Source organism: Streptomyces bicolor (genome assembly GCF_000719285.1).
Classification (GTDB): Bacteria; Actinomycetota; Actinomycetes; order Streptomycetales; family Streptomycetaceae; genus Streptomyces; species Streptomyces bicolor.
Genome location: NZ_JOFS01000026.1, coordinates 1 through 25956, shown reverse-complemented (window position 1 = coordinate 25956; position 25956 = coordinate 1). Strand labels below are relative to the sequence as shown.

The following is a 25956-nucleotide window of genomic DNA, read 5'->3' as shown; positions in this document are numbered from 1 at the left end:
TGCGGTCGTTGCTAGGCGGTCGTGCTGAAGGCGGGCCCATCGGTGGACGGCCCGTCGGTGGACGGCACACCGGTCGCCGGGTCGGTCGTGACCGGCGCGCTCGTCTCGGGCGGCGGCGCGCTGCTGGTGACCGGGGCGCTGGTCGGGGGCGAGCTGGTGGTCTGCGGTGGTGAGCTGGTCACGGGCGGCGGTGAGCTGGTGGTGGGGTCCTTGGTCGACGGGGGCGGAGCGGAGGTGGGCGGCGCTGCGGAGGACGACGGACCCGAGGAAGGGGGCCCGTTGGTGGGACCAGGGCTGCTGGGCCCGGAACTGCCGGGCCCGGAGCTGCCCGGTCCGGAGGAGGAGGGCGGCGGGGTCGAGGGGGACGGCGAGGACGATGACGGCGTGGAGCCCGACGGATCCTTCGTGGGCTGAGATGTCGTCCCCGAACCCGGGGGAGTGGATGTCGTTCCACCTGCCGAGCCACCGGAGCTCTCCCCGGCCACGCTCAACGTCACGTACTCCCCGAACCGCAGCTCGGTCCCGGCCGGCGGATCAGACGCCGTGACCCGGGCGCCGTCCGGCGGCAGCCCGCCGCCCTCGAAGGCGACCGCCAGGCCCTTGTCGGCCAGCTTCCGGCCGGCCTGACCGAACGTCGCCCCGGCGAGGTCGGGCACCGCGCGCCGCTCGCGCGTGTCGAACGTCGTGTCCTTCTCGCCCGTGGTGCCGACGGGACGGTTGATGCCCCGCTCCGGCTCCTCGACGTCGACGAGCGCGAGCCGCTCCAATATCCGTGTCGCGGGCCGTATGGCCACCACGGATGTTTTCTCGTATCCCTTCCACTCCTCGTTGCGGTCGTCGAACTCGACCTTTATCCCGGTCGTGTCACCCTCGAAGGGCCGCAGCGGATTTCCGCACGAGCACTTCACGGCGGGAAGGCCGTCCGCATCGACGAGAATCGCGATTCCCGCCTGCAGCAACGCGTTGAAGGGGGCGGCCTTCCCCTTCTTGTAGTCGTGATTCTTCACGAGAGTGTCGTGACGCAGGAGAACGGGAGTGAGGCGGTCGAGAAAGCCGGGAATCTCGGCCGTGGTGACGGAGAGCGCGGCTGCCCATGCCTGTGCCTTCCGCTCATTGGCGGGATCGCTGAGAAACTCCTTGAGCCGTACGACGTCACAGACCGTCGGCTGCTTGGATCCCCCGTACAGGCCAGGAGTGTCGCCCTGCTGCAGTCCGCCGTGCGCCGTCTGCGCCCTGACCTGCTGGTCCCGCCCCAGCCCCTGGCCCTCGTCGAAGAAGGGCGCGAGCGAGGGAACCCCCGCGGCGACGGCTTTCACCATGACCAACGGTGTGTCCCGATCGCATCCACTGAGCGCCAGAACGAACACCAACAGGACGGCGATCCTCCGAATCACCGATTTCCCGACCCTGCGTACGAACACACGAAGCGCCATTACCGCTCCCCCCGGCGGTTCCCCCGACGCGCTTCATGCTACTGAAAGGCGAAGCCTTTCGGTTTCGTCAGTTTCCGCGTGCGTTCAATGAGGCCAAATAGGCGTTGTACGCCTCGAGTTCCTTGTCACCGTCCCGGTCGGCGGCGCGGTCCAAACGCCGGGCCTGCCGCTGCTCCGAGCGATACCACTGGAACAGCAGTGCGATCAGCACCAGTACGGACGGAATCTCACTGAACGCCCAGGCGATACCGCCGGCCGCGTTCTGGTCCGCGAGGGCCTCGATACCGAGCGAGGCGGGCGGGTTCTTGAACGTCTCGACCATCGGCTCCGACGCCATCATCAACGCGATGCCGAAGAACGCGTGGAACGGCATTCCCGCGAACAGCTCCAGCATCCGCATGAGATACCCCGGCCGATGCGGACCGGGATCCACGCCGATGATCGGCCAGAAGAACATCACGCCCACGGCGAGGAAATGCACCATCATCGCGATGTGCCCCGGCTTGGAGCCCATCAGGAAGTCGAACAGCGGCGTGAAGTACAGCGCGTAGAGACTGGCGATGAACAGCGGGATGGTGAACGCCGGATGCGTGATGATCCGCATGTACCGGCTGTGCAGCAGAGCCAGCAGCAACTCGCGCGGCCCCTTGCGTCCACGTCCCGCCGGCGGCAGCGCACGCAGGGCGAGCGTGACCGGGGCGCCGAGCAGGATGAGGATCGGCGACAGCATGCTGATCACCATGTGCTGCACCATGTGCACGCTGAACATGACCATCCCGTAGTCGTTCAGCCCGGTGCACATCACGAGCATCACCGACAGCACCCCGATGACGTACGAGACCGTCCGCCCCACGGGCCACGAATCCCCCCGCCGCCGCAGCCGCACGACGCCCCACGCATACAGCGCGATCCCCACCAGGCAGGCGACGAGAAAGAACGGGTCGGCCGACCACTGAAGTCCCCGCCCCAGCGTGAACGGCGGCAGATCCATCATCATGCCGTGCCCGCTGTGATCCATCCGGCGGCTCCTGATTCGTGGGGTTGTGCGCTGTCTGTCCCCCACAGACTAGAACTGCCCCCGACCGAGCTTTCGACCGGGGGCAGCTGCAGCGCGCCCCTCAGGGATGCGGGGCTGTAAACAGAACCCCTACGGCGAGACCCCTACAGCACGCACTCCGCCTCGTCGTACCGATCCGCCGGAACCGTCTTCAACGTCTCCACGGCCTCAGCCAGCGGCACCATCACGATGTCGGTCCCCTGCAGCGCCGTCATGTGACCGAACTCCCCACGGTGCACCGCCTCCACCGCATGCCACCCGAACCGCGTCGCCAGCACCCGGTCGTACGCGGTAGGCGTGCCACCCCGCTGCACATGCCCCAGAATCACCGGCCGCGCCTCCTTGCCGAGCCGCTCCTCCAGCTCGATGGACAGCTGCCGCGCGATCCCGGCGAACCGCTCGTGCCCGTAGATGTCCTTGCCGCCCTCGTCGAACTCCATGGTCCCGGCCCGCGGCTTGGCGCCCTCCGCCGCCACGACGATCGCGAAGCGCTTGCCCGCCTCGAACCGCTCCCCGACGACCCGGGTCAACTCCTCGATGTCGAAGGGCCGTTCCGGTACGACGATGGCGTGCGCGCCGGCCGCCATGCCGGAGTGCAGCGCGATCCAGCCGGTGTGCCGCCCCATGACCTCGACCACCAGCACCCGCTGGTGGGACTCGGCGGTGGTCTTGAGCCGGTCCAGCGCCTCGGTCGCCACCGTCACCGCGGTGTCGAACCCGAAGGTGACATCCGTGACCGCGATGTCGTTGTCGATGGTCTTCGGCACACCCACGACGGGCAGGCCGCTGTCCGACATCAGCCGGGCCGCCTTCAGCGTGCCCTCGCCGCCGATCGGGATGATCGCGTCGAGGCCGAGCTCCTCGACATGGCCCTTGGCCCGCTCCACACCGTCCCGCAGATGGGAGGGCTGGACCCGGGAGGAACCGAGGATCGTGCCGCCGCGGGCGAGGATGCCACCCACCGCGTCGAGGTCGAGCTTGAGGTAGTCGCACTCAAGGAGGCCCTTCCAGCCGTCCCGGAAGCCGATGACCTCGTCGCCGTGGTCGACGACTGCGCGGTGCACGACGGACCGGATGACGGCGTTCAGGCCGGGGCAGTCGCCGCCGGACGTGAGGACACCAATGCGCATAGCCCGAAAAACCTTCTCCACGTGGGCCGGGACCGGACCACGCTGTCCGGCTCGAATCCCCGCCACCCTAGCGGCATCGGGGGGCGGGGCCGAACCGTGCGTCCGCCTGCTGGACGACCCCGCTCACCTGTGCGGACGCACCGTCAGACGGGCTGGTTACGGCAGGCCGGCAGCCGGATGCACGGACCGTCAGGCGGGCTGCCGCGCCCCGGTGTTCACGCGGGCTGCTGCTGCGCGGCCGCGATGCGCTCGCCCCGCAGCGCCTCGTACCAGCGGTCGTCGGTCGGCGGCAGCGCGTTCACGTCGAGCGCCAGCTTCAGCAGCAGGTCGGCGATCAGCGGGTTGCGCGCCAGCACCGGGCCGTGCATGTACGTACCGAAGACGGTGTCGTTGTACGCCCCCTCCGTGCCGTCGCCCGTGCCGTTGCCGTTGCCGAGGCGGACCTGGGCGAAGGGGCGGGCGGTGGGGCCGAGGTGCGTGACGCCCTGGTGGTTCTCGAAGCCGGTCAGCGGGGGCAGGCCGAGGCGCGGGTCGATGTCGGCGAGCACGTCACCGACGCACCGCTCGCCCTCACCCCGTACGGACACCACGTCGATCAGCCCGAGGCCGGGCTCGCGCTGACCGAGGTCGTTGATGAACTCGTGGCCGAGGATCTGATACCCGGCACACACCGAGAACACGATGGCGCCGTTCTCCACGGCCCGGTGCAGACCGCCGTCCCGGCGCAGCCGCTCGGCCGCCAGCCGCTGCGGACGGTCCTCGCCGCCGCCGATCAGGTAGATGTCGCCGGAGGTCGGGATGGGCTGGTCGCTGCGCACGTCGAGGCGGGCCACGTCGAGCCCGCGCTGCCGCGCCCGGCGCTCCACGACCAGGACGTTGCCCTGGTCGCCGTAGGTGCTGAGCAGGTCCGGGTAGATCCAGACGACCCGCAGTTGGTTGTCGCTCACTTAAGTCCCCTGAAGTCTCTTGGCTCAGTTGCCGACGCGGCGGCGCAGGTCCTGGAACGCCGTGTAGTTGGCGATGACCTCGATGCGGCCCGGCGGGCACGCCTGCACGGCCTGGTCGAGGTTCTCGCAGACCTGGAACTGCTGGTTCGCGACCTCCAGGCGCACCGCGAGGTCGAGCTTGCGGTCGCCGATGACACAGATCGGGTGCCCGGACAGCCGCGTGTAGTCGACGTCCCACAGCCACGAGGTGTCGGTGCCGTCGGCGCCGCGCGCGTTGACGGAGAGGATCACCGGGGTCGGCGGCGGGTCGATGAGGGAGAAGGTCTCGAGCCAGCCGGCCGGGTTCTTGGCGAGGAGCAGGCGCAGATCCCGCTCCTGGAACTGCACGACGTCGTACCGGCCGGCGACGGCCTGCACCTGGTACATCCGCTCCAGCGCGACCTGCGGCGGCACCCCGAACACGGCGGCCACGGCAGCGGAGGAGGCCGCGTTGGCCTTGTTGGCGCGCCCGGGCAGCTGCAGATGAATGGGCCAGGCGGAGCCGTGCGGGTCGAGCACATGATCCCCGGACAGCGCCCAGCTCGGCGTCGGTCGCCGGAAGCCGCACTCACCGCAGAACCAGTCATCGCCCGGCCGCTGCATCACGCCACCGCAGGACGGGCAGGACCAGGCGTCGTCCTTCCACATCTGCCCGGCGGCGACCCAGATCACATTCGGGGACGAGGAAGCGGCCCACACGACCAGCGGGTCGTCGGCGTTGGCGACGATCACGGCCTTCGACCCCGCGAGCCCCTCGCGCCAGTTCTCGGCCAGCATCCGGGTCTCGGCGGCGCGGTCCAGCTGGTCACGGGAGAGGTTGAGCAGCGCGATGCACTTCGGGTCGGTGTCCCGGGCGACGCCCGCGAGGTACTTCTCGTCGACCTCGATGACGCCGTACCGCGCCTCCGAGCCGCCGGCCAGCGCCGAGGTGATACCGGCGGGCATGTTGGCACCGAGGGCGTTGGAGACGACCGGCCCGGCGGCCCGCAGGGCCTCCGCGATCAGCCGGGTCGTCGTGGTCTTGCCGTTGGTCGCCGAGACGAGGACCACGTCCAGGTTCTGCGCGAGCCGCGCGAGGAGGTCGGGGTCGAGTTTCAGTGCCACCCGGCCGCCGATCACCGAACCGCTGCCGCGCCCCGCGGCGCGCGATGCCGCCGCGACCGCCTTGCCCGCGGTCACGGCGAGCTTGGCCCGCGGCGTGAGCGGGTCCGAGTTGCCTGCCATCAGTTCTCGATCCTCCTTGCGTACGCACCGCGTCTGAAGCCTGTCGGCAACGTGGTGGTGGTCAGCCTATCGAGATCCATTCGCACTCCCGAATCGCCGTACCCTTGCGACCATGCGTAACGGCACCATTCCGGGCACCAACGGGCGCGTCCGGCCTCTCACCCTGCTCGGCGACGCGGCGCTGCGCGAGCAGTGCCGGGAGGTAACCGACTTCGGCCCCGAACTGGCGGCGCTGGTGGAGGACCTGTTCGCCACGATGTACGCGGCCCAGGGTGTCGGCCTCGCCGCGAACCAGGTGGGGGAGCCGCTGCGGGTGTTCGTGTACGACTGCCCCGACGACGAGGACGTACGACACCTCGGCCATGTGGTGAACCCACGGCTGGTGGAGACGGACGGGGTGGTGATCCGGGGTCCGGAGGGGTGCCTGTCCCTGCCGGGGCTGGAGGCGGGGACAGAGCGATACGACCATGCGGTGGTCGAGGGTTTCACGATGACCGGGGAGCCGGTGACGATTCACGGCACGGGTTTCTTCGCGAGGTGCCTGCAGCACGAGTGCGATCACTTGGAGGGCACGGTGTACGCGGACCGCGTGACGGGTTGGCGCCACCGCCGCCTGATGCGACAGGTGGCCCGAGCCTCTTGGCGCCGGGCGGGGGCATCCATCTAGGGGCGCGGGGCTGTATCGACTGCGGCTCCGCCGCGTGGGCGCGACCAGCCCCCACCGGCCGGTAGACGGAAAGCGACCGTCAGAACCCCGGACCGCCCATCTTGTCCCCGGCGGCAGCCAACCGCCCCCACAACAGGTCGGCCAAACTACGCACCAACTCCGCCCGCGAGCACGGCCGTTCCCCCAGCCACCAGTCACCGGCAGCGTGCATCATCCCGACTATCCCGTGCCCCCACACCCGAGCCAGCTGCTGACTCCCCGGCCCGAGATCCAGCCGCTCCTCGATGACGGTCGCCAACTCCTCGCCCATCCTGCGGAGCAACGGCGCGGAGTGCTTACCGACGTCGAACCCCTGGTCCCCCACCTGGCCGCCCTCCGCCGGATGCATCAGGAACCGGTACACCTGAGGCCGTGCCTCGATCGCGGCGAGGTAGGTGTCCAACGTGGACTCGACGCGCTCCCGCCGGTCCGCGGGGGCATCCAGCGCCGCCCTCAGTGAATCCAGCAGGGCGTCGGTGTGCCGCTTGGCCAACGCCGCGTAAAGTCCGCCCTTGTCGCCGAAGTGCCGGTACAGAATCGGCTTCGTGATACCCGCCTCCGCGGCGATGGCGTTCATCGAGGCCTGTGGGCCGTCGCGCAGCACCACCCTGTCGGCGGCCTCCAGCAGCTCGCGCCGACGGCGGTCGGCGGACCGCTGCTGATCGGTCCGCTGTGTGGTGTCCATGTGCTCTCCCCACCCGTGCTGAATCGGTGACGCCTGCGCAAACTAACACTCTGCATGCCCTTTCCATCGAATGGGCTGTCGATGAGTCATCGGGAGTTGACTTTATCTACCAGCGAGTAACAAACTAGGGTTACCGCTAGTAACACGCACGTACCGCCGCTGGAGGGGACATGGCCGAGTTCACCATGGAGCTCAACGACGAACAGAAGGAGGTGCGGGACTGGCTGCACGGCTTCGCCGCCGACGTGATCCGCCCCGCGGCCGCCGAATGGGACGAGCGTGAGGAGACTCCCTGGCCGGTCATCCAGGAGGCCGCGAAGGTCGGCATCTACTCGCTCGACTTCTATGCCCAGCAGTACTTCGACCAGACCGGTCTCGGCATCCCGATGGCGATGGAGGAGCTGTTCTGGGGGGACGCGGGTATCGCCCTGTCGATCGTCGGCACCGGTCTCGCCGCGGTCGGTGTTCTGGCCAACGGCACCGAGGAGCAGATCGGCACCTGGGTGCCTCAGATGTACGGCGACGCCAACGACGTCAAGCTCGCCGCCTTCTGCTCCTCCGAGCCCGACGCCGGGTCCGACGTGGCCTCGATGCGTACGCGTGCCGTGTACGACGAGGCCAAGGACGAGTGGGTGATCAACGGCACGAAGACCTGGGCGACCAACGGCGGTATCGCCAACGTCCACGTGGTCGTCGCGGTCGTCGACCCGGAGCTGGGCTCCAAGGGCCACGCGTCCTTCATCGTCCCGCCGAACACGCCGGGCTTGTCCCAGGGGCAGAAGTTCAAGAAGCACGGCATCCGTGCCTCGCACACCGCCGAGGTCATCCTGGACAACGTGCGGGTGCCGGGTTCCTGCCTGCTGGGCGGCAAGGAGAAGCTGGACGAGCGCCTCGCGCGGGCCCGTGAGCGGGCCAAGGCGGGTGGCGAGCGGGTGAAGAACGCGGCGATGGCCACGTTCGAGGCTTCGCGGCCGGCCGTCGGTGCGATGGCCGTCGGCACCGCTCGTGCCGCGTACGAGGTCGCCCTCGACTATGCGATGACCCGTGAGCAGTTCGGACGGCCGATCATCGACAACCAGGGGGTGGCATTCCAGCTGGCGGAGATGCGGACCCAGATCGATGCGGCGCGGCTGCTGGTGTGGCGGGCGTCCTGGATGGCGATCAACGGGAAGCCGTTCACCGCGGCCGAGGGGTCGATGTCGAAGCTGTTCGCGAGTGAGACGGCGAAGAAGGTCACGGCCCAGGCGATACAGATCCTTGGGGGCAACGGCTACACGCGGGAGTACCCCGTGGAGCGGATGCACCGGGACAGCGCCATCTACACGATCTTCGAGGGGACGAGTGAGATCCAGCGGCTGGTGATCGCCCGTACGTTGTCGGGTATGCCGATTCGGTAGGCCCCGTGGGGGTTGCTGCGCCGCGTTGCCGAGCTGATGGAGGCGTCGATGACGGTCAATCCCCTCGTATCGCTGATCGCCCGGGGCGAGGCCGACCGCACCACCACCCTCGCCGCCCTCGCCCTCGAACAGAGGTGGGTGATTCCGGCCGACCGCCGCGCATTCCTCCATCTGGCCCAACGCGCCGCGTCCGACGCTCCCGAATCAGCCGCCTTCTTCACCCTCCTGGCCGAGGGAGAGGCGCTGGCCGAGGAGCGTCTGGGCGCGTTCGCGGCGGCGTGCGGAGTGACGAAGGCGTCGGCGGCCGCCTACCAGCCCCTCCCGGGCTGTCAGGCCTACCCGGCGTACGTGGCCTGGCTCGCCCTGAACGCGGCTCCGGCCGAAGCGGTGCTCGCGCTGACAGCCAACTTCTCGACCTGGGGCGGCTATTGCGCGACGATCGCCGAGGCCCTGCGCCGCCACTACGGCTTCACGGACGAGGCCTGCGCCTTCTTCGACTTCTTCGCTGAGCCGTCCGCAGACCTGGACCGGAAGGCAACGGCCGCCATCCGGGCGGGACGGGACGCCGGGCAGGTCGACGAGGAACGAGCTCGCCGGTACGGCCACTTGCTCCAGTCCTACGAGGAACTGTTCTGGTCAACGCTGCGTGGACCGGTGCCTAGGGCGTAGTGCCGCTGCTGTGCGCGATGCACGCCACATCAATGCGATCCGCGAGCTTCGCCAGCTCGATGGTCAGCGCGGCCACCGTGTCCTCGTCGAGCCCATCCTCCCCGGCCTCGACAAGGTGCAGCCACCGAGCACCCACGGTACGCAGCAGCTTGCTCACATCGGCGGCAGCCACCTGCAAGGTCCCGCGGTCGTCGACGATCAGCGGCAGAGTAACTTCGCGGTTCACACTCGGGATCGTAGTCGCGCAGGTGTCACGCACCGTGCCAAACGGTGGTGATGTTGCAGAACTCGCGGATTCCGTGCCCGGACAGCTCACGCCCGTACCCGGACCGCTTCACGCCGCCGAACGGGAACGCCGGATGGGACGCCGTCATCCCGTTCACGAACACGCTCCCGGCCTCCAGATCCCGTACAAATCGGTCGACCTCGGCCTCGTCCCGCGTCCATACGTTCGAACTCAGTCCGAAGGGCGAGTCGTTGGCGATGAGCACCGCCTCGTCCAGGTCGGCCGCCCGGTACAGCGTGGCGACCGGACCGAACGCCTCCTCCCGGTGGATCCGCATCTCACGGGTGATGCCGGCGAGGACGGTCGGCGGGTAGTACCAGCCGGGCAGTTCGGGCCGGCGGAGCCGGTGGCCGCCGCACAGCACCTCTGCTCCACTGCGCCGGGCGTCGTCGACGAGTTCCTCCAGATCGTCCCGCCCCTGCTCGCTCGACAGCGGGCCGACCTCCGTCTCCTCCTGCATCGGGTCGCCCACCACCAGCGCCTTCATGCCCTCGACGAACCGCTCGGCGAAGGCGTCGTAGACGTCCGTGTGCACGATGAACCGCTTGGCGGCGATGCACGACTGCCCGGTGTTCTGCACCCGCGCGGTCACCGCGACCTGCGCGGCCCGGTCGAGGTCGGCCGACGGCATGACGACGTACGGGTCGCTGCCGCCCAGCTCCAGGACCGTCTTCTTGACCATCTCCCCGGCGGTGGAGGCGACCGCCCGGCCTGCGGGCTCGCTGCCGGTGAGGGTCGCCGCCTTGACGCGCTCGTCGCGCAGGATGTCGTCGACCTGTCCGGAGCCGATGAGCAGGGTCTGGAAGCAGCCCTCCGTGTAGCCCGCGCGGTGGAACAGGTCCTCGATGTAGAGGGCGGTCTGGGGAACGTTCGAGGCGTGCTTCAGCAGGCCGACGTTGCCCGCCATCAGCGCGGGCGCCGCGAAGCGGACCACCTGCCAGAGGGGGAAGTTCCACGGCATCACCGCGAGGATCGGCCCCAGCGGGCGATAGCGCACCCGCACGCGTGACGCGGCCGAGTCCTTCACGTCGGACTCGGCCGGCTCCTCGTCGGCGAGCAGTTCCTCGGCGTGGTCGGCGTACCAGCGCATCGCCTTGGCGCACTTGGCGACCTCCGCGCGGGCCTGCTTGATGGGCTTGCCCATCTCGGTGGTCATGACACGGGCGATGTCCTGCTGGTCCTCTTCCAGGAGGGTCGCGGCCTGGAGCAGCAGGCGGCCACGGTCGACGAAGCTGGTCAGCCGGTACGTGCGGAACGTGGCCTCGGCGAGCTGGAGCCTGCGCTCGATCTCCTCGGCGTCCATGGCCTCGTACGTCTTGAGCGTCTCGCCGTTCGCCGGGTTCACCGTTGCGATGGGCATGACCGACCTCCTGGGAGCTCACTGTTGCTACGACCTTCGCGCGCGGCGGGGCGGACCGCAACGCGTGCACGGCTGCTCAGGCCGAGTGCTCCGCCAGCCGGTCGAGAAACGTGGCCTGGGCCTTGACGATCACCTCGCGCGCCCGCTCGACGCCCAGCCACTCCACCCGGTCCAGCTCCGGGAACTCCTGGGTCCGGCCCGAGCGTGGCGGCCACTCCATCCGGAAGGTGCCGGGGACCACCGTCGCCGGGTCCAGGTCGGACTCGATCGCCCAGACCGTGACGATCTTGCCGCCCGACTGCCTGACCTCGCCGAGCGAGACGGCCTCCCCGTCGGGCGGCGGCAGCCCCAGCTCCTCCTGGAACTCGCGGCGGGCCGCCTCCCAGGCGGGCTCCTCGGGGTCGTACTCGCCCTTCGGAACCGTCCAGGCCCCGGCGTCCCGCCTGGCGAAGAACGGGCCGCCCATGTGGCCGAGCAACACCTCCACGCCGTCATCGGTGTGACGGAAGAGGAGCAGGCCCGCGCTGCGCTTCGCGCCGGAAGAGGTCGTCATGGCCGCACCTCCGGGTGTGCGGCGAGCAGGGTCTCGACCGTGTCTGCCTCCTCGGGCCGTTTGTCCTCGCGGTAGCGGACCACGCGGGCGAAGCGGAGGGTCACGCCGGCCGGGTAGCGGGTGGAGCGCTGGAGGCCGTCGTAGGCGATCTCGACGACGAGTTCGGGGCGTACGGTGACCACCCAGTCGTCGCTCTCCACGGCGAGCTGCTGGAGCCGCTCGGTCTGCCAGGCCAGCATCGCGTCGGTCATGCCCTTGAAGGTCTTGCCGAGCATGGCGAAACCCCCGTCCGCCGTCCGCGCCCCCAGATGGAGGTTGGACAGCTTGCCGGTCCTGCGGCCGTGGCCCCACTCGGCGGCCAGTACCACCAGGTCGAGGGTGTGGACGGGCTTGACCTTCAGCCAGGAGGCACCGCGCCGGCCCGCGCTGTAGGGGGCGTCGAGAGCCTTGACGACCACGCCCTCGTGGCCGCGCTCGAGGGTCTCGGCGAGGAAGCTCTCGGCGCGCGGGAGGTCGTCGGGGCCGGACACGAGCGCGCGGCGTACCCGCATCGGCTCGGGGACCAGCCGGGCCAGCTCCGCGTGCCGCTCGGCGAACGGCAGGTCGAGCAGGTCGTGGCCGTCCACGGACAGGGCGTCGAAGAAGACAGGGGAGACGGGGATCTCCTTGGCCGCCGTCGTCACATCGGTTCGGGAGCCGACGCGGCCCGCGGTCTCCTGGAAGGAGCGGGGGCGGCCCGCGTCGTCGAAGGCGATGACCTCGCCGTCCAGGATGAAGCGCTCGCCCCTCAACTCCAGGGCTGCGGAGGTCAGTTCGGGCAGGCGGTCGGTGATGTCGTCGAGGGTGCGGGTGTAGATCCGTACCGTGTCGCCCTCGCGGTGGACCTGGACACGGATGCCGTCCAGCTTCTCCTCGACCGCGCAGGCGCCCAGCTTGCCGACCGCCTCCGCCACCGAGGACGCGGTGTGCGCCAGCATCGGCAGGACCGGGCGTCCGACGGTGAGCCGGAAGCGGGCCAGCGACTCCGGTCCGTCCGCGAGCAGCGCCTGGGCGACGTTCTGCAGGGAACCGGCGAGCATCACCGCCCGCCGCACATCGCCGGGCGGCGCCCCGGTCGCCACGGCCAGGCCCTCCACCGCGACCGCGTCCAACGCGCCCTGCCGGACCTCGCCGGTGATCAGCCCGAACAGGAACCGCTGCTCGTCCTCAGTGGCGGCACCCATCAACTCACCGACCAGACGGGCCCGTTCGGCCTGCGAGCCGGCGCCGGACACCTTGCCGAGCTCGGTCAGCCGGGCGTCCACCTCGCGCACGGTCAGGGTCGGCTCGGCGGCCGGGGCGACCGGGCGGCTCAGCACCTTCCAGCCGATGCCGAGCCGCCCCTGTGGCAGCCGTCCCGCCAGATACGGGATGACGATCGGCACGTCGTCCGCCTCGGCGTCCCGGAACAGCTCCGCCAGCAGAGCGATCTTCCGGGACCGCGCCGAGGTCGCGGCGACCTCCTGGGACACACGGGCCAGGCGGGTGAGCAGCATGCAGCCATGGTGCGACGCGCTTCGCTGATTTACACGCCGACGAATAGGGCTTCTTTCGTCTGCGGGCGCGTGGTGGCTGGTCGCGCAGTTCCCCGCGCCCGTTTGGGACGCTGCCGAACCGCGGCCTGCTTCGCCAGGTCGCTTAGCGGGGGGCCATCGCGTCCAGGTCCGTCATCAGCAGTTCCCCGTTGATGAAGGCCCCCGCCCGGTACCCTCCCGCTGCCGCGTTGATGACCTGTTCGGAGAAGCCAATCGCGTTGCCCACCGCCCAGACGCCCGGCACGGAGGTCAGTCCCGTCGGGTCCACCACCGGATACGAGCCGAAGGGGGTCTCCTGGAGCTCGGCGCCGAGCTTCTCCAGCAGCCCGGTCTGCGGTACAGCCCGGGGCGCGACGAACAGCACCTCGCGTGCGTGCGCCGTCCCGTCGGCCAGGCGTACGCCCGTGAGCCGGTCGTTCTCGATCACCAGCCCGGCCACCTTCCCGGGCACCACCTTCACCCCGGCCGCCGCCAGCCTGCGCAGGTCGTCGTCCGAGAGGTCCGGCTCGGCGACCTCGTGCAGGAAGAAGGTCACGTCCTTCGACCACTGCGACACCATGAGTGCCTGGTGCACGCTCAGGGGGGTCGTCGCCAGCACGCCGAAGGCCTGGTCACGGACCTCCCAGCCGTGGCAGTACGGGCAGTGCAGGACGTCCTTGCCGAAGCGCTCGGCGACGCCGGGGACCTCGGGCAGCTCGTCCTTGAGGCCGGTGGCGATGACGAGCCGTCGGGCGTGCACATGCCGCCCGCTCGCCAGCGCGACCGCGAAGTCCTCACCGCGTTCGACGTCCACCGCCCGGTCCTGGACCAGGTCGACGCCGTACCGCGCGATCTCCTCCCGGCCGATCGCCAGGAACCCGGCCGGCGGCATGCCGTCCCGGGACAGATAGCCCTGCATATGGGCCGCGGGTGCGTTGCGTGGTTCGCCGGCGTCGACGACCAGGGTGCGGCGGCGGGCGCGGCCCAGGACGAGGGCGGCGGACAGGCCCGCGGCGCCCCCTCCGACGACTACGACCTCGTACTGCTCGGTGTGCTTCTCGGTCATGGTGACCACCTCCACCTCGACGGTCGCTCGGGTGGCGCGGGATTGACAAACGCGTTTGCCGATTCTGCAATAAGGGCATGACTACTGACGACGTTCTCGCCGAAGTGGGGCCACGGCTCAGGAGGCTGCGCAAGGACCGGGAGGTGACCCTCGCGGCGCTGTCCGAGACGACCGGCATCTCCGTCAGCACCCTGTCCCGTCTGGAGGCCGGACTGCGCAAGCCCAGCCTGGAACTGCTGCTGCCGATCGCGCAGGCCCATCAGGTGCCACTGGACGAGCTGGTCGGGACGCCGCCGGTGGGGGACCCGCGGGTAAGGGCCAAGCCTCTCGAGCGACACGGGCGTACCTACTGGCCGCTGACCCGGCAGCCCGGGGGGCTCCAGGCCTTCAAGGTGCTGGTGCCGCAGCGCAACGAAGAGCCCGAGCCCCGTACCCATGAGGGCTACGAGTGGTTGTACGTACTGTCCGGGCGGCTGCGGGTCGTGCTGGGCGAGCACGACGTGGTGCTCACGGCGGGAGAGGCAGCCGAGTTCGACACGCGGGTTCCGCACTGGTTCGGGTCGACGGGGGAGGGGCCGGCGGAGTTCCTGAGTCTGTTCGGGCCGCAGGGGGAGCGGATTCACGTACGGGCGCAGCCCCGGCGTTCGTGACGCCCGCTACTGTTCGGCGGCGAACTGTTCCCTGATCGGCAAGCGACCGCTTAGTATGCGAACCGACCCCGGTCAGACGAAGCAGTCCCGTGGAGGCCCCGCATGCAGGCATGGCAAGTGCACGAGAACGGCGAGCCGAGCGAGGTGATGCGCCTTGAGGACGTCGAGACGCCCACGCCCGGCGACGGCCAGGTCCTGCTGAAGGTGCGTGCAGCCAACATCAACTTCCCGGACGCGCTGCTGTGCCGGGGGCAGTACCAGGTCAGGCCGCCGCTGCCGTTCACGCCGGGCGTGGAGATCTGCGGCGAGACCGAGGACGGACGCCGCGTCCTCGCCAATCCCGCGCTGCCGTACGGCGGCTTCGCCGAATACGCCGTCGCGGACGCCGCCGCCGTCCTGCCCGCGCCCGAGGCGCTGGACGACGCCGAGGCCGCCGCCCTGCACATCGGCTACCAGACCGGCTGGTTCGGCCTGCACCGCCGGGCCGGTCTTGAGGCCGGGGAGACCCTGCTCGTCCACGCTGCCGCCGGAGGGGTCGGCAGCGCGGCCGTGCAGCTCGGGAAGGCGGCCGGGGCGAGGGTCATCGGTGTCGTGGGTGGGGCGGAGAAGGCCGCCGTGGCCCGGGAGCTGGGCTGTGACGTCGTCATCGACCGGCGTGCCGAGGACGTCATCGGCGCCGTGAAGGAGGCCACCGGCGGCCGGGGTGCCGACGTCATCTACGACCCCGTCGGCGGCGAGGCGTACTCCCAGTCCGCCAAGGTCGTCGCCTTCGAGGGCCGGATCGTCGTCGTCGGCTTCGCCAGCGGCGCGATTCCCAGCCCGGCGCTCAACCACGCCCTGGTGAAGAACTACTCGATCCTCGGCCTGCACTGGGGCCTGTACAACACCAAGAACCCGAAGCTGGTCCAGCACTGCCACGAGCAGCTCACCGAGCTGGCCGCCCGGGGCGCCATCAAGCCGCTGGTGAGCGAGCGCGTATCGCTGGGCGGGGCCGCGGCCGCCGTGCAGCGGGTCGCCGACGGCGTCACCACGGGGCGCGTCGCCGTGCTGCCGGGACTCACCGAAGGAGGAGCGGCATGATCGACGCCGCCGAACTGCGCCGCCGTACGGCGGAGTTGCTGGCCGCCCACCCGCCGGCCACCACCGAGCGCCTGGACTTCCTGCGCGCCCGCTTCGACGCGGGGCTCGCGTGGGTGCACTACCCCGAGGGTCTCGGCGGACTCGGGGCGCCCCGCTCGCTCCAGGTCGTCGTGGACGCCGAGCTGGAGGCCGCGGGAGCCCCGGACAACGACCCGCGGCGCATCGGCATCGGCCTGGGCATGGCCGCGCCGACGATCCTCAAGTACGGCACCGAGGAGCAGAAGCAGCGGTATCTGCGGCCCCTGTGGACCGGTGAGGAGGTCTGGTGCCAGCTCTTCAGCGAGCCCGGCGCCGGATCCGACCTGGCCGCGCTCGGCACGAGGGCCGTCCGGGAGGGCGACGACTGGGTCGTCAACGGGCAGAAGGTGTGGACGTCCAGCGCCCACATCGCCCGCTGGGCCATCCTCATCGCCCGCACCGACCCGGGCCTGCCCAAGCACGCGGGCATCACCTACTTCCTCTGCGACATGACCGACCCCGGCGTCGAGGTGCGGCCCCTGCGCCAGATCACCGGCGAGGCCGAGTTCAACGAGGTGTTCCTGACCGACGTCCGTATCCCGGACTCGCGGCGCCTCGGTGAGATCGGCGACGGCTGGAAGGTCGCGCAGACCACGCTGAACAACGAGCGCGTCGCCATCGGCGGCATGCGGCTGCCCCGTGAGGGCGGCATGATCGGCCCGGTCTCGAAGACCTGGCGCGAGCGTCCCGAGCTGCGCACCCACGATCTGCACCAGCGGCTGCTCCAGTTGTGGGTCGACGCCGAGGTCTCCCGCCTCACCGCCGAACGCCTGCGCCAGCAGCTCGTCGCGGGCCAGCCCGGCCCCGAGGGCGCCGGCATGAAGCTCGCCTTCGCCCGCCTCAACCAGGAGATCAGCGGCCTGGAGGTCGAACTCCGCGGCGAGGAAGGGTTGTTGTACGACGACTGGACCATGCGCCGGCCCGAGCTGGTGGACTTCGTCGGCCGTGACGCCGGCTACCGCTACCTCCGCTCCAAGGGCAACAGCATCGAGGGCGGGACCAGCGAGGTCCTGCTGAACATCGTCGCCGAGCGCGTCCTGGGCCTGCCGTCCGAGCCGCGCACCGACAAGGACGTCGCCTGGAAGGACCTGTCCCGATGAGCACACAGCCCGACCTGCTGTACTCGGAGGAGGAAGAGGCGCTGCGGGCCGCCGTGCGGGACCTGCTCGCCGATCACTGCGACGCGCCCGGTGTCATCGCGCGCACCGAGTCGGACAACCCGCACGACCTGGAGGCGTGGAAAGCACTCGCCGACGGCATGGGCCTGGCCGGTCTCCTCGTCCCGGAGGACCAGGGCGGCCAGGGTGCCACGCACCGCGAAGCTGCCGTCGTTCTGGAGGAGGTGGGGCGCGCGGTCGCTCCGCTGCCGTATCTGACCAGTGCTGTCGTGGCCACCGAGGCGCTGCTCGGCTGCGAGACCGACGGGGGGCTGCTCGCGGAGCTGGCGTCCGGGCGGAAGATCGGGGCGCTCGCCGTCGCCCTGAACGTCGCCCCCGGCGGCGCCCACAAGGTCGTACGGCATGAAAACGGCGCCCTGCACGGGGAGTTGACCGGCATCGCCGACGCGGCCGTCGCCGATGTGCTGCTCGTTCCCGCGGACGACGGCGGGCTGTACGCGGTGGACGCCGACGCCGTGACCGTCACCCCGCAGACGTCCCTGGACCTGACCCGGCCCGTGGCCACGGTCACCCTGGACGGTGCGACCGGTCGCCGGCTGGGCGACGCCGAGCCCGCCGTACGACGCGCCCTGCGGGCCGGTGCCGGACTGCTCGCCTCCGAGCAGCTCGGGCTCGCCGACTGGACGTTGACCGAGACGGTCCGCTATCTGAAGGACCGCAAGCAGTTCAACCGCCCCGTCGGTGGCTTCCAGGCGCTCAAGCACCGGCTCGCCCAGCTGTGGCTGGAGGTCGTCAACCTGCGCGCGGCCGCGCGGAACGCCGCCGACGCGCTGGCGACCGGCGAGGACGTCGACGTCGCGGTCGCCGTCGCCCAGGCCTACGCGGCGCCCGTCGCCGTACACACCGCGGAGGAGGCCGTGCAGCTGCACGGCGGTATCGGGATGACCTGGGAGCACCCGGTACATCTGTACCTGAAGCGTGCCAAGGCCGACTCGATCGCCTACGGCACCGCGGGCGCCCACCGTGAGGCACTGGCCGAACTCGTTGACCTCGGGGCTCCCTGACGTACACCTGAGCGAACCGCGCGAAAAGCCCGCCCGACCTGGGGCGGGCTTTTTCGTGTGCCCTGCACCGATGAAGTGAACAGGGGACGGCGGTCCGGCCAACTCGCCGCTCAGCTCTGCTGTTTGGGGCTTCGGAATCGCATACTCGCAGCGGTTCCCCACCCCGAATCGCCCCTGTCAGGGAGGCAGAGCATGGCCCTCACCACTCGTCGCGGAGCCCTCACCACCCTCGGCGCCGCCCTCGCGGGCGCGGTCGGCCTGCCCGCCACCGCGCTGGCGGGTGAACAGAAGCACCGCCCGCGTCCGTTGTGGCGAGCGCACGCCCACAACGACTACGAGCACCCGCGTCCCCTCCTCGACGCCCTCGACCACCGCTTCGGCAGCCTCGAAGCCGACATCTTCCTGGTCGGCGACCAGCTCCTCGTCGCCCACGACCCCGAGGACCTCGACCCCAGCCGCACCCTGGAGTCCCTCTACCTGAACCCGCTGGCCGCCCGCGTCCGGGCCAACCACGGCTCGGTATACAGGGGTTACCGGGGGTCGATCCAGCTGCTCATCGACATCAAGACCGAGGGCTCCTCGACGTACCTGGAGCTGGACAAGCACCTGGGGCGCTACAGGCACCTCTTCACGACCTACGCCCACGGCCGGGTGTTCCCGGGCCCGGTCACCGCGGTGATCTCCGGCGACCGCGCCGCCCGCGTGCCGATGGAGGCCCAGAGCGTCCGCCGCGCCTTCTACGACGGCCGTCTCGCCGACCTCGGAAGCGCCGCGCCCGCCTCCTTCATCCCGCTGATCAGCGACAACTGGACGCTCAACTTCACCTGGCTCGGCGTGGGCGCCTTCCCGGACGCCGAGCGCAAGAAGCTGCACGGCATCGTCCAGGCAGCGCACTCCCGCGGGCAGAAGGTGCGCTTCTGGGCCACCCCGGACGTGGCCGGATCCGCCCGGGACGCCCTGTGGAGCGAACTGCTCGCTGCCGACGTCGACTTCCTCAACACCGACGACCTCGCGGGTCTGGAGGCCTTCCTCGACGCGAACGAGGCGGTCTGACCCGGCCCGGCGGGACACCACACGTTCGGAGGACAGGCCAGCCGCCCGGACGAACCCTCCGCTACGCCACACTTACGGCCGAACGCCGTGAACCGGGATGAGGCGGCGTGGCGGAGGAGGTTGTCGATGGCCATTTCCATCTCTGTGGTGCTGTTGCTCTTCGTGCTGGCGGTGATCTTCGTCCGCAACGGCGGGCTGAAGATCACCCATGCCATCGTGTGCCTGCTGCTCGGCTTCTATCTGGCGAGCACGAGCATGGCGCCCACCATCCACAGTGGTCTGACCGCCACGGCGGACATCGTCAGCAGCCTCAGACCATGACCGTCAACGCTTCGAGAAGACTCCGATGCCGTTGGGGACGGGGCGTTCCCGCCCGCCGTCGGTCGGATGGTTCCGTACGGACACCTTCGCCGCCCCAGGCTCCCGGGCCACCAGCGTCGACGAACCGCCGCCGTCCAGGCTGAAGGCGTCCACCGAGCCCAACTCCCGCATGAAGGCGGCCACTTCGGCGACCGTCAGACCGGTGCGGTACTCGGGTGCGCCGTCGAGCGCGAGCAGGACCACGCGCCGGCCGCGGTCCGCGATGCCCACCGCGGTGCGCACCGCCGAGGTCCTGGCGTCCAGGCCGGGCAGCGGCTGTCCGTGGTCGAGCACGGGGTAGCCGCCGAGGGCGAAGCGGTACGGGACCCGGGACGCCGACGCCACCAGCCGGTGCTTCACCTTCACCCGCTCGCCCGCCGAGAACTTCCGAAGCTGTTGCGCTCCCGCCTCCCGGCCCACGAGGACGGTCGTGTCCGGGGCGATCGGCCCCTTGCCGGGAGTGTCGGCGGTCGACACGACCCGGCCCTGGCGCACCGTCACTTCGAAGGTATCGGTACTGCACGGAGCAGCCCGGTCCGTGTCCGTGCCGCAGGTCGCGCGCACCCGGGAGGCGCTGCCCCACTTGGACGTGAACGCCCCGATGGAGCCCACGGGCAGCGCGTACTGGTTGAGCCCGCGCAGCGGCAGCCGGCCCTCGGGCGTGCGGATCGAGCCGTCGAGTCTGAGGCCGTCCAGCCGGGCCCGGCGGTCGGTGCCCACGCCGAACACGTCCTCGGTGCTCGTGCCGGGTGGCAGCGCCGGCCCGAAACGCTGGCCGTTGGGCACCGCCGCCTTGAGTGCCCGACCGCGCGCGATCGCCGGTCCCACACTGGCGCCGGTCGCCTCAACGCCCGGGTGCTGCGTCTCGCTGATGTTGAAGAAGTCCCCGTTCACGCCCGCGACGGCGCCCTGCGCGGTCGCCTGCTGCGAGACGGTGGCACGCGCCGCCACCGCGCCGGGGTGCAGCAGATCGAGGCGTACCCGCGGATTGCGCAGGTCCACGGTGAGCACGTGGGCGTGTGCCGGGCCCTTCAGCGCCGCGATGTCGATCTCCTCGTACCGGACGCCCGGCGCGATCTGGATGCCCCGCTGCGCGGCACCGGCCGGTGCCGCCCCCACCAGGGCCGCACCGGCCAGCGCGCCGAGTGCCGTGCACAGCGCGATCGCAGCTCTGGCCGTTCCGAGCCGTTTCTGATGCCGTGTCACATTTCCCCCCTGATGTCTCGTCAAATGTGGCAGGACTCAGGGGAAGTGCACCAGACCGCGATGACCAGCGAGGTTTCTAGGCGCCGACGACCCGCGAACGGGTGAGGAAACGCACCCCCTCGGGCGCCTCCAGCGAGAAGCCGCTGCCCCGGCCCTCGACGACGTCGACGATCAGCCGGGTGTGGCTCCACACCTCGTACTGGCCGCGCGACATCCAGAACGTCACCGGCTCCGCCACCCCCTCGACGACCAGCTCCGCGAGCAGCACATCCGAGTCGCCCGTACGGAACTCGCCCTCCGGGTAGCACATCGGCGCGCTGCCGTCGCAGCAGCCGCCGGACTGGTGGAACATCAGCGGGCCGTGCGTCGCCCGCAGGCGGCGCAGCAGATCCTCGGCCGCGGGAGTGAGCTCGACGCGCGGGGTCTCCTCATACATGGCGGCAAGGACAGCACGGGCAACGTTGCGAGAGGGTTGCACTCGTTCAGGCCAACCGTTCCGGGCGCTGCGCGCCGCCCGCGGATCACCCGTCTGACTAACCTGCTCGGGTGGCCATCGAGTTGACACTTCTGACGTCCGTCTCCCACCGGGGCAAGGAGATCACCGCGCCCCGCCTGCGCGCCCTGCTCGCGCTGCTGGCCGGGGAGCCGCGGGCCGGATGCGGCACGGGTCGGCTCGTGGCCGGGCTGTGGCCGGACGAACAGCCGGAGAACCCGACCAAGGCCCTGCAGATCCTGGTGTCGCGGGCCCGGTCGCTGCTGGGCGGCGAGGCCATCGCGAGCACGCCCGCCGGATACCGCATCGCCCTGCGCGAGGACCAGGTGGACGCCTGGGCCGTGCAGCTGCACGCCGCCGCGAGCGCGGAGAAGGCGCGGGCCGGGGACCACCACGGCGCGGTCGCCGAGGCAGAGGCGGGGCTCGCGCTGTGGGACGGCGGCCCGGCGGAGGGCGGTTCACTCGGTGATCCGCTGGAAGCGCTGCGCCTCGAACTCGCCGCAGCTCGAAGGGGATTGGATCGACTGCGGGCACTCTCCCTGGCGCGCTCCGGACGGCGGGAGGAGGCACTGGGGCCGCTCGGTGAGCTGGTGGACGCCCATCCCCTCGACGAGGAGCCGCTGCTGGAGCTGATGCGCTGTCAGGCGGCCACCGCCGGGGCGGCCGCCGCGCTGGCGGCGTACGACACCTACCGGCGCCGACTGCGCGACGAACTCGGCACCGATCCGGGCCCCGCCCTGCAGGAACTGCACCAGGAACTGCTGCGCGGCCAGACGCCCGCTGTGCGGCGCGGGGTGCCACACGAGCCGAACCCGCTGCTCGGGCGGGAGGCCGACGTCGAAGCGGTGACCCGGCTGATCCACAGCTCGCGGGTCACCTCGATCGTCGGGCCGGGCGGCCTCGGCAAGACGCGCCTCGCGAGCGCGGTGGCGCGCGACGCCGAGCACCGGATCGTGCATCTGGTGCCGCTCGCCGGGGTCAGCCGGGACGCCGACGTGGCGCGTGAGGTGGCCTCGGCGCTGGGCGTCGGCGAGAGCCTGCGCGCGTCGGCATGGGGGTCGCCCCGGACGAGCGAGGCAGAGAGCGGGGGCGGCCCGGCCCGCGCCGCCGGCGTCCCGGCCGAGGCGCTCGCCGGCATCGTCGGCGCGCTCGGCCCCGGGCCCGCGTTGCTGGTGCTGGACAACTGCGAGCAGGTCGTCGCCGGCGTCGCCGACCTCGTCCACGCGCTGGTGTCGACGACCCGGAACGTCAGCGTCCTCACCACCAGCCGCGCCCCGCTCGGCCTGTCCTCGGAGGCCGTCCACCCGCTGCCCGAGCTGGACCCGGCCACCACCGTCGAGCTGTTCGAACAGCGTGCCCGCGCCGCCCGCCCCGACGCCGAGCTGCCCGCCGACGCCGTGGCCGACCTGTGCCGCCGCCTCGACGGGCTGCCGCTCGCCACGGAGCTCGCCGCCGCCCGGGTCCGGGTGATGTCGGTGGCCGAGATGTCCCGTCGGCTGGAGGACCGGTTCGCCCTGCTGCGCGGCGGACCGCGGGACGCGCCGCAGCGGCACCGCACCCTGCACGCCGTCGTCGACTGGAGCTGGAACCTCCTCGCACCGCAGAGCCAGGCGGCCCTGCGCGCCCTGTCGGTCTTCCCCGGCGGCTTCACCGCGGAGGCCGCGGAGCACTTCGTCGGCGGCCACGACGTGCTGGATGTCCTGGAGGACCTCGTCGACCAGTCGCTGCTGAAGGTGACCGACACCGCGCACGGTACGCGTTTCCGGATGCTGGAGACCGTACGGGAGTTCGCCGCCGCCCATCGCGAGACGGCGGGGGAGGAGGGCCTGGTCGCGGACCGGTTCCTGGACTGGGCGCGGGAGTTCGGGGTCGCGTATCACGACGCGCCTTTCGGCACCGAGCCGATACCGTCCTGGCGGCTGATCCGAGCCGAGCAGGACAACCTGGTCCAGGCGCTACGGCTCGCACTCGCCCGCGACGACGCCGACACCGTCGCCGCGGTGGCCGCCGTACTGGGCTCCCTGTGGGCCACCGAGGCCAACCACACCCGGCTGATGGCCCTCGCCGAGGACACCGCCCGGCCACTCTCGCACTACCGGCCCGGTCCGGCGTACATCGAGCCCACCCGCACCGGCCTCGCCATGCTGACCTGCACCCTTCTGCTCGCCCTCGGCACGGGCGCCGTACGCCCCCTGGCAGCCCTGCGGCGACTGCCGTCCGCCCGGCCCGACACCCTGGTCCGGGCGCTGTCCTCGGTGCTGTGCGCGCTGCCGGAGATCATCACGTCCGGCGACCACAAGACACTGGAAGCACTGTGCGACAGCGACGAGCCGCTGCTCGCGGGCTTCGCCAACGGCGCGGCGAGCTATGTGTGGGAGAGCGCGCACGCCCCTGAGCGGGCCCTCGACGCCGCCCGCCGGACGCTCGACGCCTTCGGTGACCGGGACGTCCCCATGCTGCGGTTCTGGCCGCAGTCGCGGCTCGGCGAGCTGTGCCTGCGGGAGGAGCGCGGCGCCGAGGCGATCGGCCCCATGGAGGACGCGCTGGCAGCCCTGGCGAGATACGGCGAGCGGACCGACTCGCTCGGACTGGGCTGGGGGTTGATGCTCGCCCACCTGCAGACCGGAAACCTCGACGCGGCCGAGCACTGGCTGGAGCACACCCTGCGGAACCAGCCCGAGGACATGGCCCCCGACGCCTTCGCCCCCGACCTCGGCGCCCGGGCCGAGATCGCGCTCGCCCGAGGCGACATCGAGACGGGCCTCGGGCTCTGGCGCCGGGCCGTCGAGCGGCTGAACGGGGGTGCGGGCCCCGTCTTCAGTGGCGAACGCCTCCTGGAAGGCTGGCGGTTGGAGTTGCAGGCCGTCGCCGTGACGGCCCATGCCCGGCACGGCCGCACCGACCTCGTCGCGCCCTTCGCCGCCGCGCTCCCCGAACGCCTGACGACCCTGCTCACCCGGCCCCCGGAAGCGCACCGCGCGACAGTGGACCTCCCCGTCCACGGCGCACTGCTGCTCGCGCTCGGCACGGCCGACCTGGCACGGGACACCGCCCATGGCGTACGGCTGATCGCGCTGGCCGAGCGCTTCCGGTACCTGCGCAACTTCCAGCCGACGATGTCCTCCGCCCGCGCCCGCGAGAGCGCCGAGCACGCCGACCGGGCGGCCTACGCGGACGCGGTGTCCGAGTACGCCGCCCTGGACCCGGACGGTCTGCGCGAGGCCGCGCTCGGGCTGCTGCGGAAGCGGGCCGACTGAGCCGTCCCGGTCAGAGCCGCACCGGCAGGCTCAGCAGGTGGAAGCCGTCGCCGGGCCAGTGCCCGAAGGCGACATCGGCCCGGTCCACGGCCAGCACGGGAGCCGTCCGCCGGACGAAGAGCTCCTCGAACACCACGCCCGTCACCACCCGGCCCAGCGCCGCCCCGATGCAGTAGTGCGGACCGTGCCCGAAGGCGAGGTGACCGTCGCCGCGCCCGAACTCCCTAGCGATGTCGAGCCGTTCGGGCGCCTCGTACGCCGCCGGGTCGTGGTCGGCGCCGAACAGCGCGACCGTCACGGCCTCTCCCTTCCGCAGCGGCGTACCGGCGAACTCGAAGTCCTCGGTGGCGTACAGGGTGGCGCCGATGCGCACCAGCGTGACGAACCGCAGGAGTTCGGGCACCGCGCGGGCCAGCAGCTCCGGCTGTGCGCGCAGCAGTTCGCCCTGCTCGGGGTGGTCCAGCAGGGCGAGCACGCCATGAGCGAGGAACAGGGCGGGCGGGGTGATGCCGGTGTTGATGAGCAGGAAGAACACGGTGACGATCTCGTCGTCGCTCATCCCGCCGTCCGCCAGCAGGGCGGACACCAGGTCCTCGGCGGGTTCGGCGCGACGCCGGACCACCAGGTCCTTGGTGTACTCCACGATGCCGGCCAGCCCCTCGGCGATCCGGCTGCCGTCCCCGTACGCGAAGTCCCGGATCCACCCGCAGACCCGTTTCTGGTCGGCGGCGTCGACCCCGGCCAGCTCACAGATCACGGCGGTGCTCAGCGGATAGGCGAACTCGCCCAGCAGATCGGCCTGTTCACGCGCGCCGAGGCCGGCGATCAGCTCCTGGGCGGACTTCGCCACGAAGGGCCGCAGGGCGGACACGCGGCGGGCGGTGAAGGCGCGGGTTAGCGGGTTGCGGCGCCGGGTGTGCTCGTCGCCGTCGAACAGGGCCAGATGCCCGGACAGGTACTGCAGGTACTCCTCCGGGAATCCCTCGACGCCCTGAGCCAGCAACTCGGCCTGCGGGTCCGGCATGTCGGAGCCGCCGGGGACGCGAGTGCGGTCCCGGATAAGGCGAGGTTCGGTCAGCGCGGCGCGCACGTCCTCGTAGCGCGTGACGAGCCGTACGGGGGTGTTCAGGCCCGGCAGGACCGCGTGGCCGAGGCCGGGGCGGGAGCGCAGGTCGGCGTAGCCGCGGACAGGGTCCTCGACGAGCTCGGGGGTGAGGCGGAGGGGGGTGGCGGTCATGGCGTACGCCCTTCTGGTTCTGAAGCGTCGGAGTTCGTGCTTCAGAGCCTGCGAGGGGCCGGCTTTGGCGCGGTTTCAGAGCGGTTTCAGGCGTACGGGCATGGGCGTGCCCTGGACCGTTCCGCAGGTGGCGGGGCCGGTCCAGGGCGCATGGGGGCTTAGAGGGCGTTTCGTTCCGTTGTTTAGTCCCTGGATGCCCTAATTCGTTGAGGTTCTAGGTGCCGCGCCAGCTCGGGGTGGATTCGGCTGTGAGGC

General features: G+C 71.2%; 24 protein-coding genes. 10 read left to right on the top strand and 14 right to left on the bottom strand.

Annotated features, from left to right (window positions below; all coding sequences use genetic code 11):
- Positions 1 to 11: 11 nt before the first annotated feature.
- From IF78_RS0129460 to IF78_RS0129440, 5 genes are all read right to left on the bottom strand, one after another.
- The gene (locus IF78_RS0129460; RefSeq protein ID WP_324617293.1) at positions 12 to 1319 is read right to left on the bottom strand and encodes a PASTA domain-containing protein; all 1308 of its coding nucleotides are present in this window, start codon (positions 1317 to 1319) and stop codon (positions 12 to 14) included.
- A gap of 181 nt (positions 1320 to 1500) precedes the next feature.
- Entirely contained in the window at positions 1501 to 2451 is a 951-nt protein-coding gene (locus IF78_RS0129455; protein ID WP_031485901.1) for a cytochrome c oxidase assembly protein, read from the bottom strand.
- Between the two features lie 143 nt (positions 2452 to 2594).
- Complete coding sequence (locus tag IF78_RS0129450; protein WP_031485899.1) at positions 2595 to 3620, bottom strand: 6-phosphofructokinase; 1026 nt, start codon at positions 3618 to 3620, stop codon at positions 2595 to 2597.
- A 215-nt stretch (positions 3621 to 3835) separates the two neighbouring features.
- Positions 3836 to 4567, bottom strand: coding sequence for a type 1 glutamine amidotransferase (locus tag IF78_RS0129445; RefSeq protein WP_031485897.1), 732 nt, complete (start codon positions 4565 to 4567; stop codon positions 3836 to 3838).
- 24 nt (positions 4568 to 4591) lie between these two features.
- On the bottom strand, positions 4592 to 5830 hold the full coding sequence (locus tag IF78_RS0129440; protein ID WP_031485896.1) for a MurT ligase domain-containing protein: 1239 nt from the start codon (positions 5828 to 5830) through the stop codon (positions 4592 to 4594).
- Positions 5831 to 5942: 112 nt separating this feature from the next.
- Here IF78_RS0129440 and def point away from each other — a divergent pair, with 112 nt between their 5' ends.
- Positions 5943 to 6497, top strand: a complete 555-nt coding sequence (def, locus tag IF78_RS0129435; RefSeq protein WP_031485894.1) for a peptide deformylase — start codon at positions 5943 to 5945, stop codon at positions 6495 to 6497.
- A gap of 79 nt (positions 6498 to 6576) precedes the next feature.
- On the opposite strand, the gene IF78_RS0129430 is transcribed toward def, so the two are convergent.
- The gene (locus IF78_RS0129430; protein ID WP_031485892.1) at positions 6577 to 7221 is read right to left on the bottom strand and encodes a TetR/AcrR family transcriptional regulator; all 645 of its coding nucleotides are present in this window, start codon (positions 7219 to 7221) and stop codon (positions 6577 to 6579) included.
- A 170-nt stretch (positions 7222 to 7391) separates the two neighbouring features.
- On the opposite strand from IF78_RS0129430, the gene IF78_RS0129425 reads away from it, so the two are divergent.
- Positions 7392 to 8618 carry an acyl-CoA dehydrogenase family protein gene (locus tag IF78_RS0129425; protein ID WP_031485890.1) on the top strand — a complete coding sequence of 409 codons (1227 nt, stop codon included), beginning with the start codon at positions 7392 to 7394 and terminating at the stop codon, positions 8616 to 8618.
- 48 nt (positions 8619 to 8666) lie between these two features.
- A complete protein-coding gene (locus IF78_RS0129420; RefSeq protein WP_425314632.1) occupies positions 8667 to 9287 on the top strand; it encodes a transcriptional regulator in 621 nt (206 codons plus the stop codon).
- Here IF78_RS0129420 and IF78_RS0129415 read toward each other — a convergent pair.
- The 5 genes from IF78_RS0129415 to IF78_RS0129395 all read right to left on the bottom strand — a co-directional run bounded on the left by IF78_RS0129415 (position 9277) and on the right by IF78_RS0129395 (position 14105).
- Complete coding sequence (locus IF78_RS0129415; protein ID WP_031485888.1) at positions 9277 to 9513, bottom strand: DUF6213 family protein; 237 nt, start codon at positions 9511 to 9513, stop codon at positions 9277 to 9279. The genes IF78_RS0129420 and IF78_RS0129415 overlap by 11 nt on opposite strands.
- A gap of 25 nt (positions 9514 to 9538) precedes the next feature.
- Positions 9539 to 10933, bottom strand: a complete 1395-nt coding sequence (locus IF78_RS0129410; RefSeq protein WP_031485886.1) for an NADP-dependent succinic semialdehyde dehydrogenase — start codon at positions 10931 to 10933, stop codon at positions 9539 to 9541.
- Between the two features lie 76 nt (positions 10934 to 11009).
- Positions 11010 to 11486: an NUDIX hydrolase gene (locus IF78_RS0129405; protein WP_031485884.1), complete on the bottom strand. Its 477-nt coding sequence runs from the start codon at positions 11484 to 11486 to the stop codon at positions 11010 to 11012.
- A complete protein-coding gene (locus IF78_RS0129400) occupies positions 11483 to 13021 on the bottom strand; it encodes an ATP-dependent DNA ligase (protein ID WP_031485882.1) in 1539 nt (512 codons plus the stop codon). The genes IF78_RS0129405 and IF78_RS0129400 overlap by 4 nt, the downstream gene beginning before the upstream one ends.
- Before the next feature lie 142 nt (positions 13022 to 13163).
- Entirely contained in the window at positions 13164 to 14105 is a 942-nt protein-coding gene (locus tag IF78_RS0129395; protein WP_031485879.1) for an NAD(P)/FAD-dependent oxidoreductase, read from the bottom strand.
- Positions 14106 to 14182: 77 nt separating this feature from the next.
- Here IF78_RS0129395 and IF78_RS0129390 point away from each other — a divergent pair, with 77 nt between their 5' ends.
- From IF78_RS0129390 to IF78_RS0129365, 6 genes are all read left to right on the top strand, one after another.
- Positions 14183 to 14755 carry a helix-turn-helix domain-containing protein gene (locus IF78_RS0129390; RefSeq protein WP_031485877.1) on the top strand — a complete coding sequence of 191 codons (573 nt, stop codon included), beginning with the start codon at positions 14183 to 14185 and terminating at the stop codon, positions 14753 to 14755.
- 102 nt (positions 14756 to 14857) lie between these two features.
- Positions 14858 to 15835 (top strand): NADPH:quinone oxidoreductase family protein, encoded by a 978-nt coding sequence (locus tag IF78_RS0129385; protein ID WP_031485875.1) that lies wholly within the window; start codon positions 14858 to 14860, stop codon positions 15833 to 15835.
- Entirely contained in the window at positions 15832 to 17013 is a 1182-nt protein-coding gene (locus IF78_RS0129380; RefSeq protein WP_031485873.1) for an acyl-CoA dehydrogenase family protein, read from the top strand. Before IF78_RS0129385 ends, IF78_RS0129380 begins: the two co-directional genes overlap by 4 nt.
- Positions 17010 to 18095 (top strand): acyl-CoA dehydrogenase family protein, encoded by a 1086-nt coding sequence (locus IF78_RS0129375; RefSeq protein WP_031485871.1) that lies wholly within the window; start codon positions 17010 to 17012, stop codon positions 18093 to 18095. The genes IF78_RS0129380 and IF78_RS0129375 overlap by 4 nt, the downstream gene beginning before the upstream one ends.
- Before the next feature lie 192 nt (positions 18096 to 18287).
- On the top strand, positions 18288 to 19148 hold the full coding sequence (locus tag IF78_RS0129370) for a phosphatidylinositol-specific phospholipase C/glycerophosphodiester phosphodiesterase family protein (protein ID WP_031485868.1): 861 nt from the start codon (positions 18288 to 18290) through the stop codon (positions 19146 to 19148).
- A gap of 126 nt (positions 19149 to 19274) precedes the next feature.
- Positions 19275 to 19469 carry a hypothetical protein gene (locus tag IF78_RS0129365; RefSeq protein WP_031485866.1) on the top strand — a complete coding sequence of 65 codons (195 nt, stop codon included), beginning with the start codon at positions 19275 to 19277 and terminating at the stop codon, positions 19467 to 19469.
- Positions 19470 to 19472: 3 nt separating this feature from the next.
- Here the strand turns inward: IF78_RS0129365 and IF78_RS0129360 are convergent, their stop codons facing one another.
- Both IF78_RS0129360 and IF78_RS0129355 read right to left on the bottom strand, forming a co-directional pair.
- Positions 19473 to 20714 carry a phosphodiester glycosidase family protein gene (locus IF78_RS0129360; protein WP_031485865.1) on the bottom strand — a complete coding sequence of 414 codons (1242 nt, stop codon included), beginning with the start codon at positions 20712 to 20714 and terminating at the stop codon, positions 19473 to 19475.
- A gap of 76 nt (positions 20715 to 20790) precedes the next feature.
- Positions 20791 to 21150: a DUF779 domain-containing protein gene (locus IF78_RS0129355; protein ID WP_031485863.1), complete on the bottom strand. Its 360-nt coding sequence runs from the start codon at positions 21148 to 21150 to the stop codon at positions 20791 to 20793.
- 110 nt (positions 21151 to 21260) lie between these two features.
- On the opposite strand from IF78_RS0129355, the gene IF78_RS0129350 reads away from it, so the two are divergent.
- The gene (locus IF78_RS0129350; RefSeq protein ID WP_031485861.1) at positions 21261 to 24464 is read left to right on the top strand and encodes an ATP-binding protein; all 3204 of its coding nucleotides are present in this window, start codon (positions 21261 to 21263) and stop codon (positions 24462 to 24464) included.
- A gap of 10 nt (positions 24465 to 24474) precedes the next feature.
- Here IF78_RS0129350 and IF78_RS0129345 read toward each other — a convergent pair whose 3' ends face one another.
- Positions 24475 to 25701: a cytochrome P450 gene (locus tag IF78_RS0129345; RefSeq protein ID WP_031485860.1), complete on the bottom strand. Its 1227-nt coding sequence runs from the start codon at positions 25699 to 25701 to the stop codon at positions 24475 to 24477.
- Positions 25702 to 25956 lie beyond the last annotated feature (255 nt).

Excerpts from the sequence above, each read along its gene's own strand:
- IF78_RS0129460 (WP_324617293.1), bottom strand. The coding sequence starts at position 1,319 with ATGGTGAAAGCCGTCGCCGCGGGGGTTCCCTCGCTCGCGCCCTTCTTC.
- IF78_RS0129455 (WP_031485901.1), bottom strand. The coding sequence starts at position 2,451 with ATGGATCACAGCGGGCACGGCATGATGATGGATCTGCCGCCGTTCACG.
- IF78_RS0129450 (WP_031485899.1), bottom strand. The coding sequence starts at position 3,620 with ATGCGCATTGGTGTCCTCACGTCCGGCGGCGACTGCCCCGGCCTGAAC.
- IF78_RS0129440 (WP_031485896.1), bottom strand. The coding sequence starts at position 5,830 with ATGGCAGGCAACTCGGACCCGCTCACGCCGCGGGCCAAGCTCGCCGTG.
- def (WP_031485894.1), top strand. The coding sequence starts at position 5,943 with ATGCGTAACGGCACCATTCCGGGCACCAACGGGCGCGTCCGGCCTCTC.
- IF78_RS0129430 (WP_031485892.1), bottom strand. The coding sequence starts at position 7,221 with ATGGACACCACACAGCGGACCGATCAGCAGCGGTCCGCCGACCGCCGT.
- IF78_RS0129425 (WP_031485890.1), top strand. The coding sequence starts at position 7,392 with ATGGCCGAGTTCACCATGGAGCTCAACGACGAACAGAAGGAGGTGCGG.
- IF78_RS0129420 (WP_425314632.1), top strand. The coding sequence starts at position 8,667 with ATGACGGTCAATCCCCTCGTATCGCTGATCGCCCGGGGCGAGGCCGAC.
- IF78_RS0129410 (WP_031485886.1), bottom strand. The coding sequence starts at position 10,933 with ATGCCCATCGCAACGGTGAACCCGGCGAACGGCGAGACGCTCAAGACG.
- IF78_RS0129405 (WP_031485884.1), bottom strand. The coding sequence starts at position 11,486 with ATGACGACCTCTTCCGGCGCGAAGCGCAGCGCGGGCCTGCTCCTCTTC.
- IF78_RS0129400 (WP_031485882.1), bottom strand. The coding sequence starts at position 13,021 with ATGCTGCTCACCCGCCTGGCCCGTGTGTCCCAGGAGGTCGCCGCGACC.
- IF78_RS0129395 (WP_031485879.1), bottom strand. The coding sequence starts at position 14,105 with ATGACCGAGAAGCACACCGAGCAGTACGAGGTCGTAGTCGTCGGAGGG.
- IF78_RS0129390 (WP_031485877.1), top strand. The coding sequence starts at position 14,183 with ATGACTACTGACGACGTTCTCGCCGAAGTGGGGCCACGGCTCAGGAGG.
- IF78_RS0129385 (WP_031485875.1), top strand. The coding sequence starts at position 14,858 with ATGCAGGCATGGCAAGTGCACGAGAACGGCGAGCCGAGCGAGGTGATG.
- IF78_RS0129380 (WP_031485873.1), top strand. The coding sequence starts at position 15,832 with ATGATCGACGCCGCCGAACTGCGCCGCCGTACGGCGGAGTTGCTGGCC.
- IF78_RS0129375 (WP_031485871.1), top strand. The coding sequence starts at position 17,010 with ATGAGCACACAGCCCGACCTGCTGTACTCGGAGGAGGAAGAGGCGCTG.
- IF78_RS0129370 (WP_031485868.1), top strand. The coding sequence starts at position 18,288 with ATGGCCCTCACCACTCGTCGCGGAGCCCTCACCACCCTCGGCGCCGCC.
- IF78_RS0129365 (WP_031485866.1), top strand. The coding sequence starts at position 19,275 with ATGGCCATTTCCATCTCTGTGGTGCTGTTGCTCTTCGTGCTGGCGGTG.
- IF78_RS0129355 (WP_031485863.1), bottom strand. The coding sequence starts at position 21,150 with ATGTATGAGGAGACCCCGCGCGTCGAGCTCACTCCCGCGGCCGAGGAT.
- IF78_RS0129345 (WP_031485860.1), bottom strand. The coding sequence starts at position 25,701 with ATGACCGCCACCCCCCTCCGCCTCACCCCCGAGCTCGTCGAGGACCCT.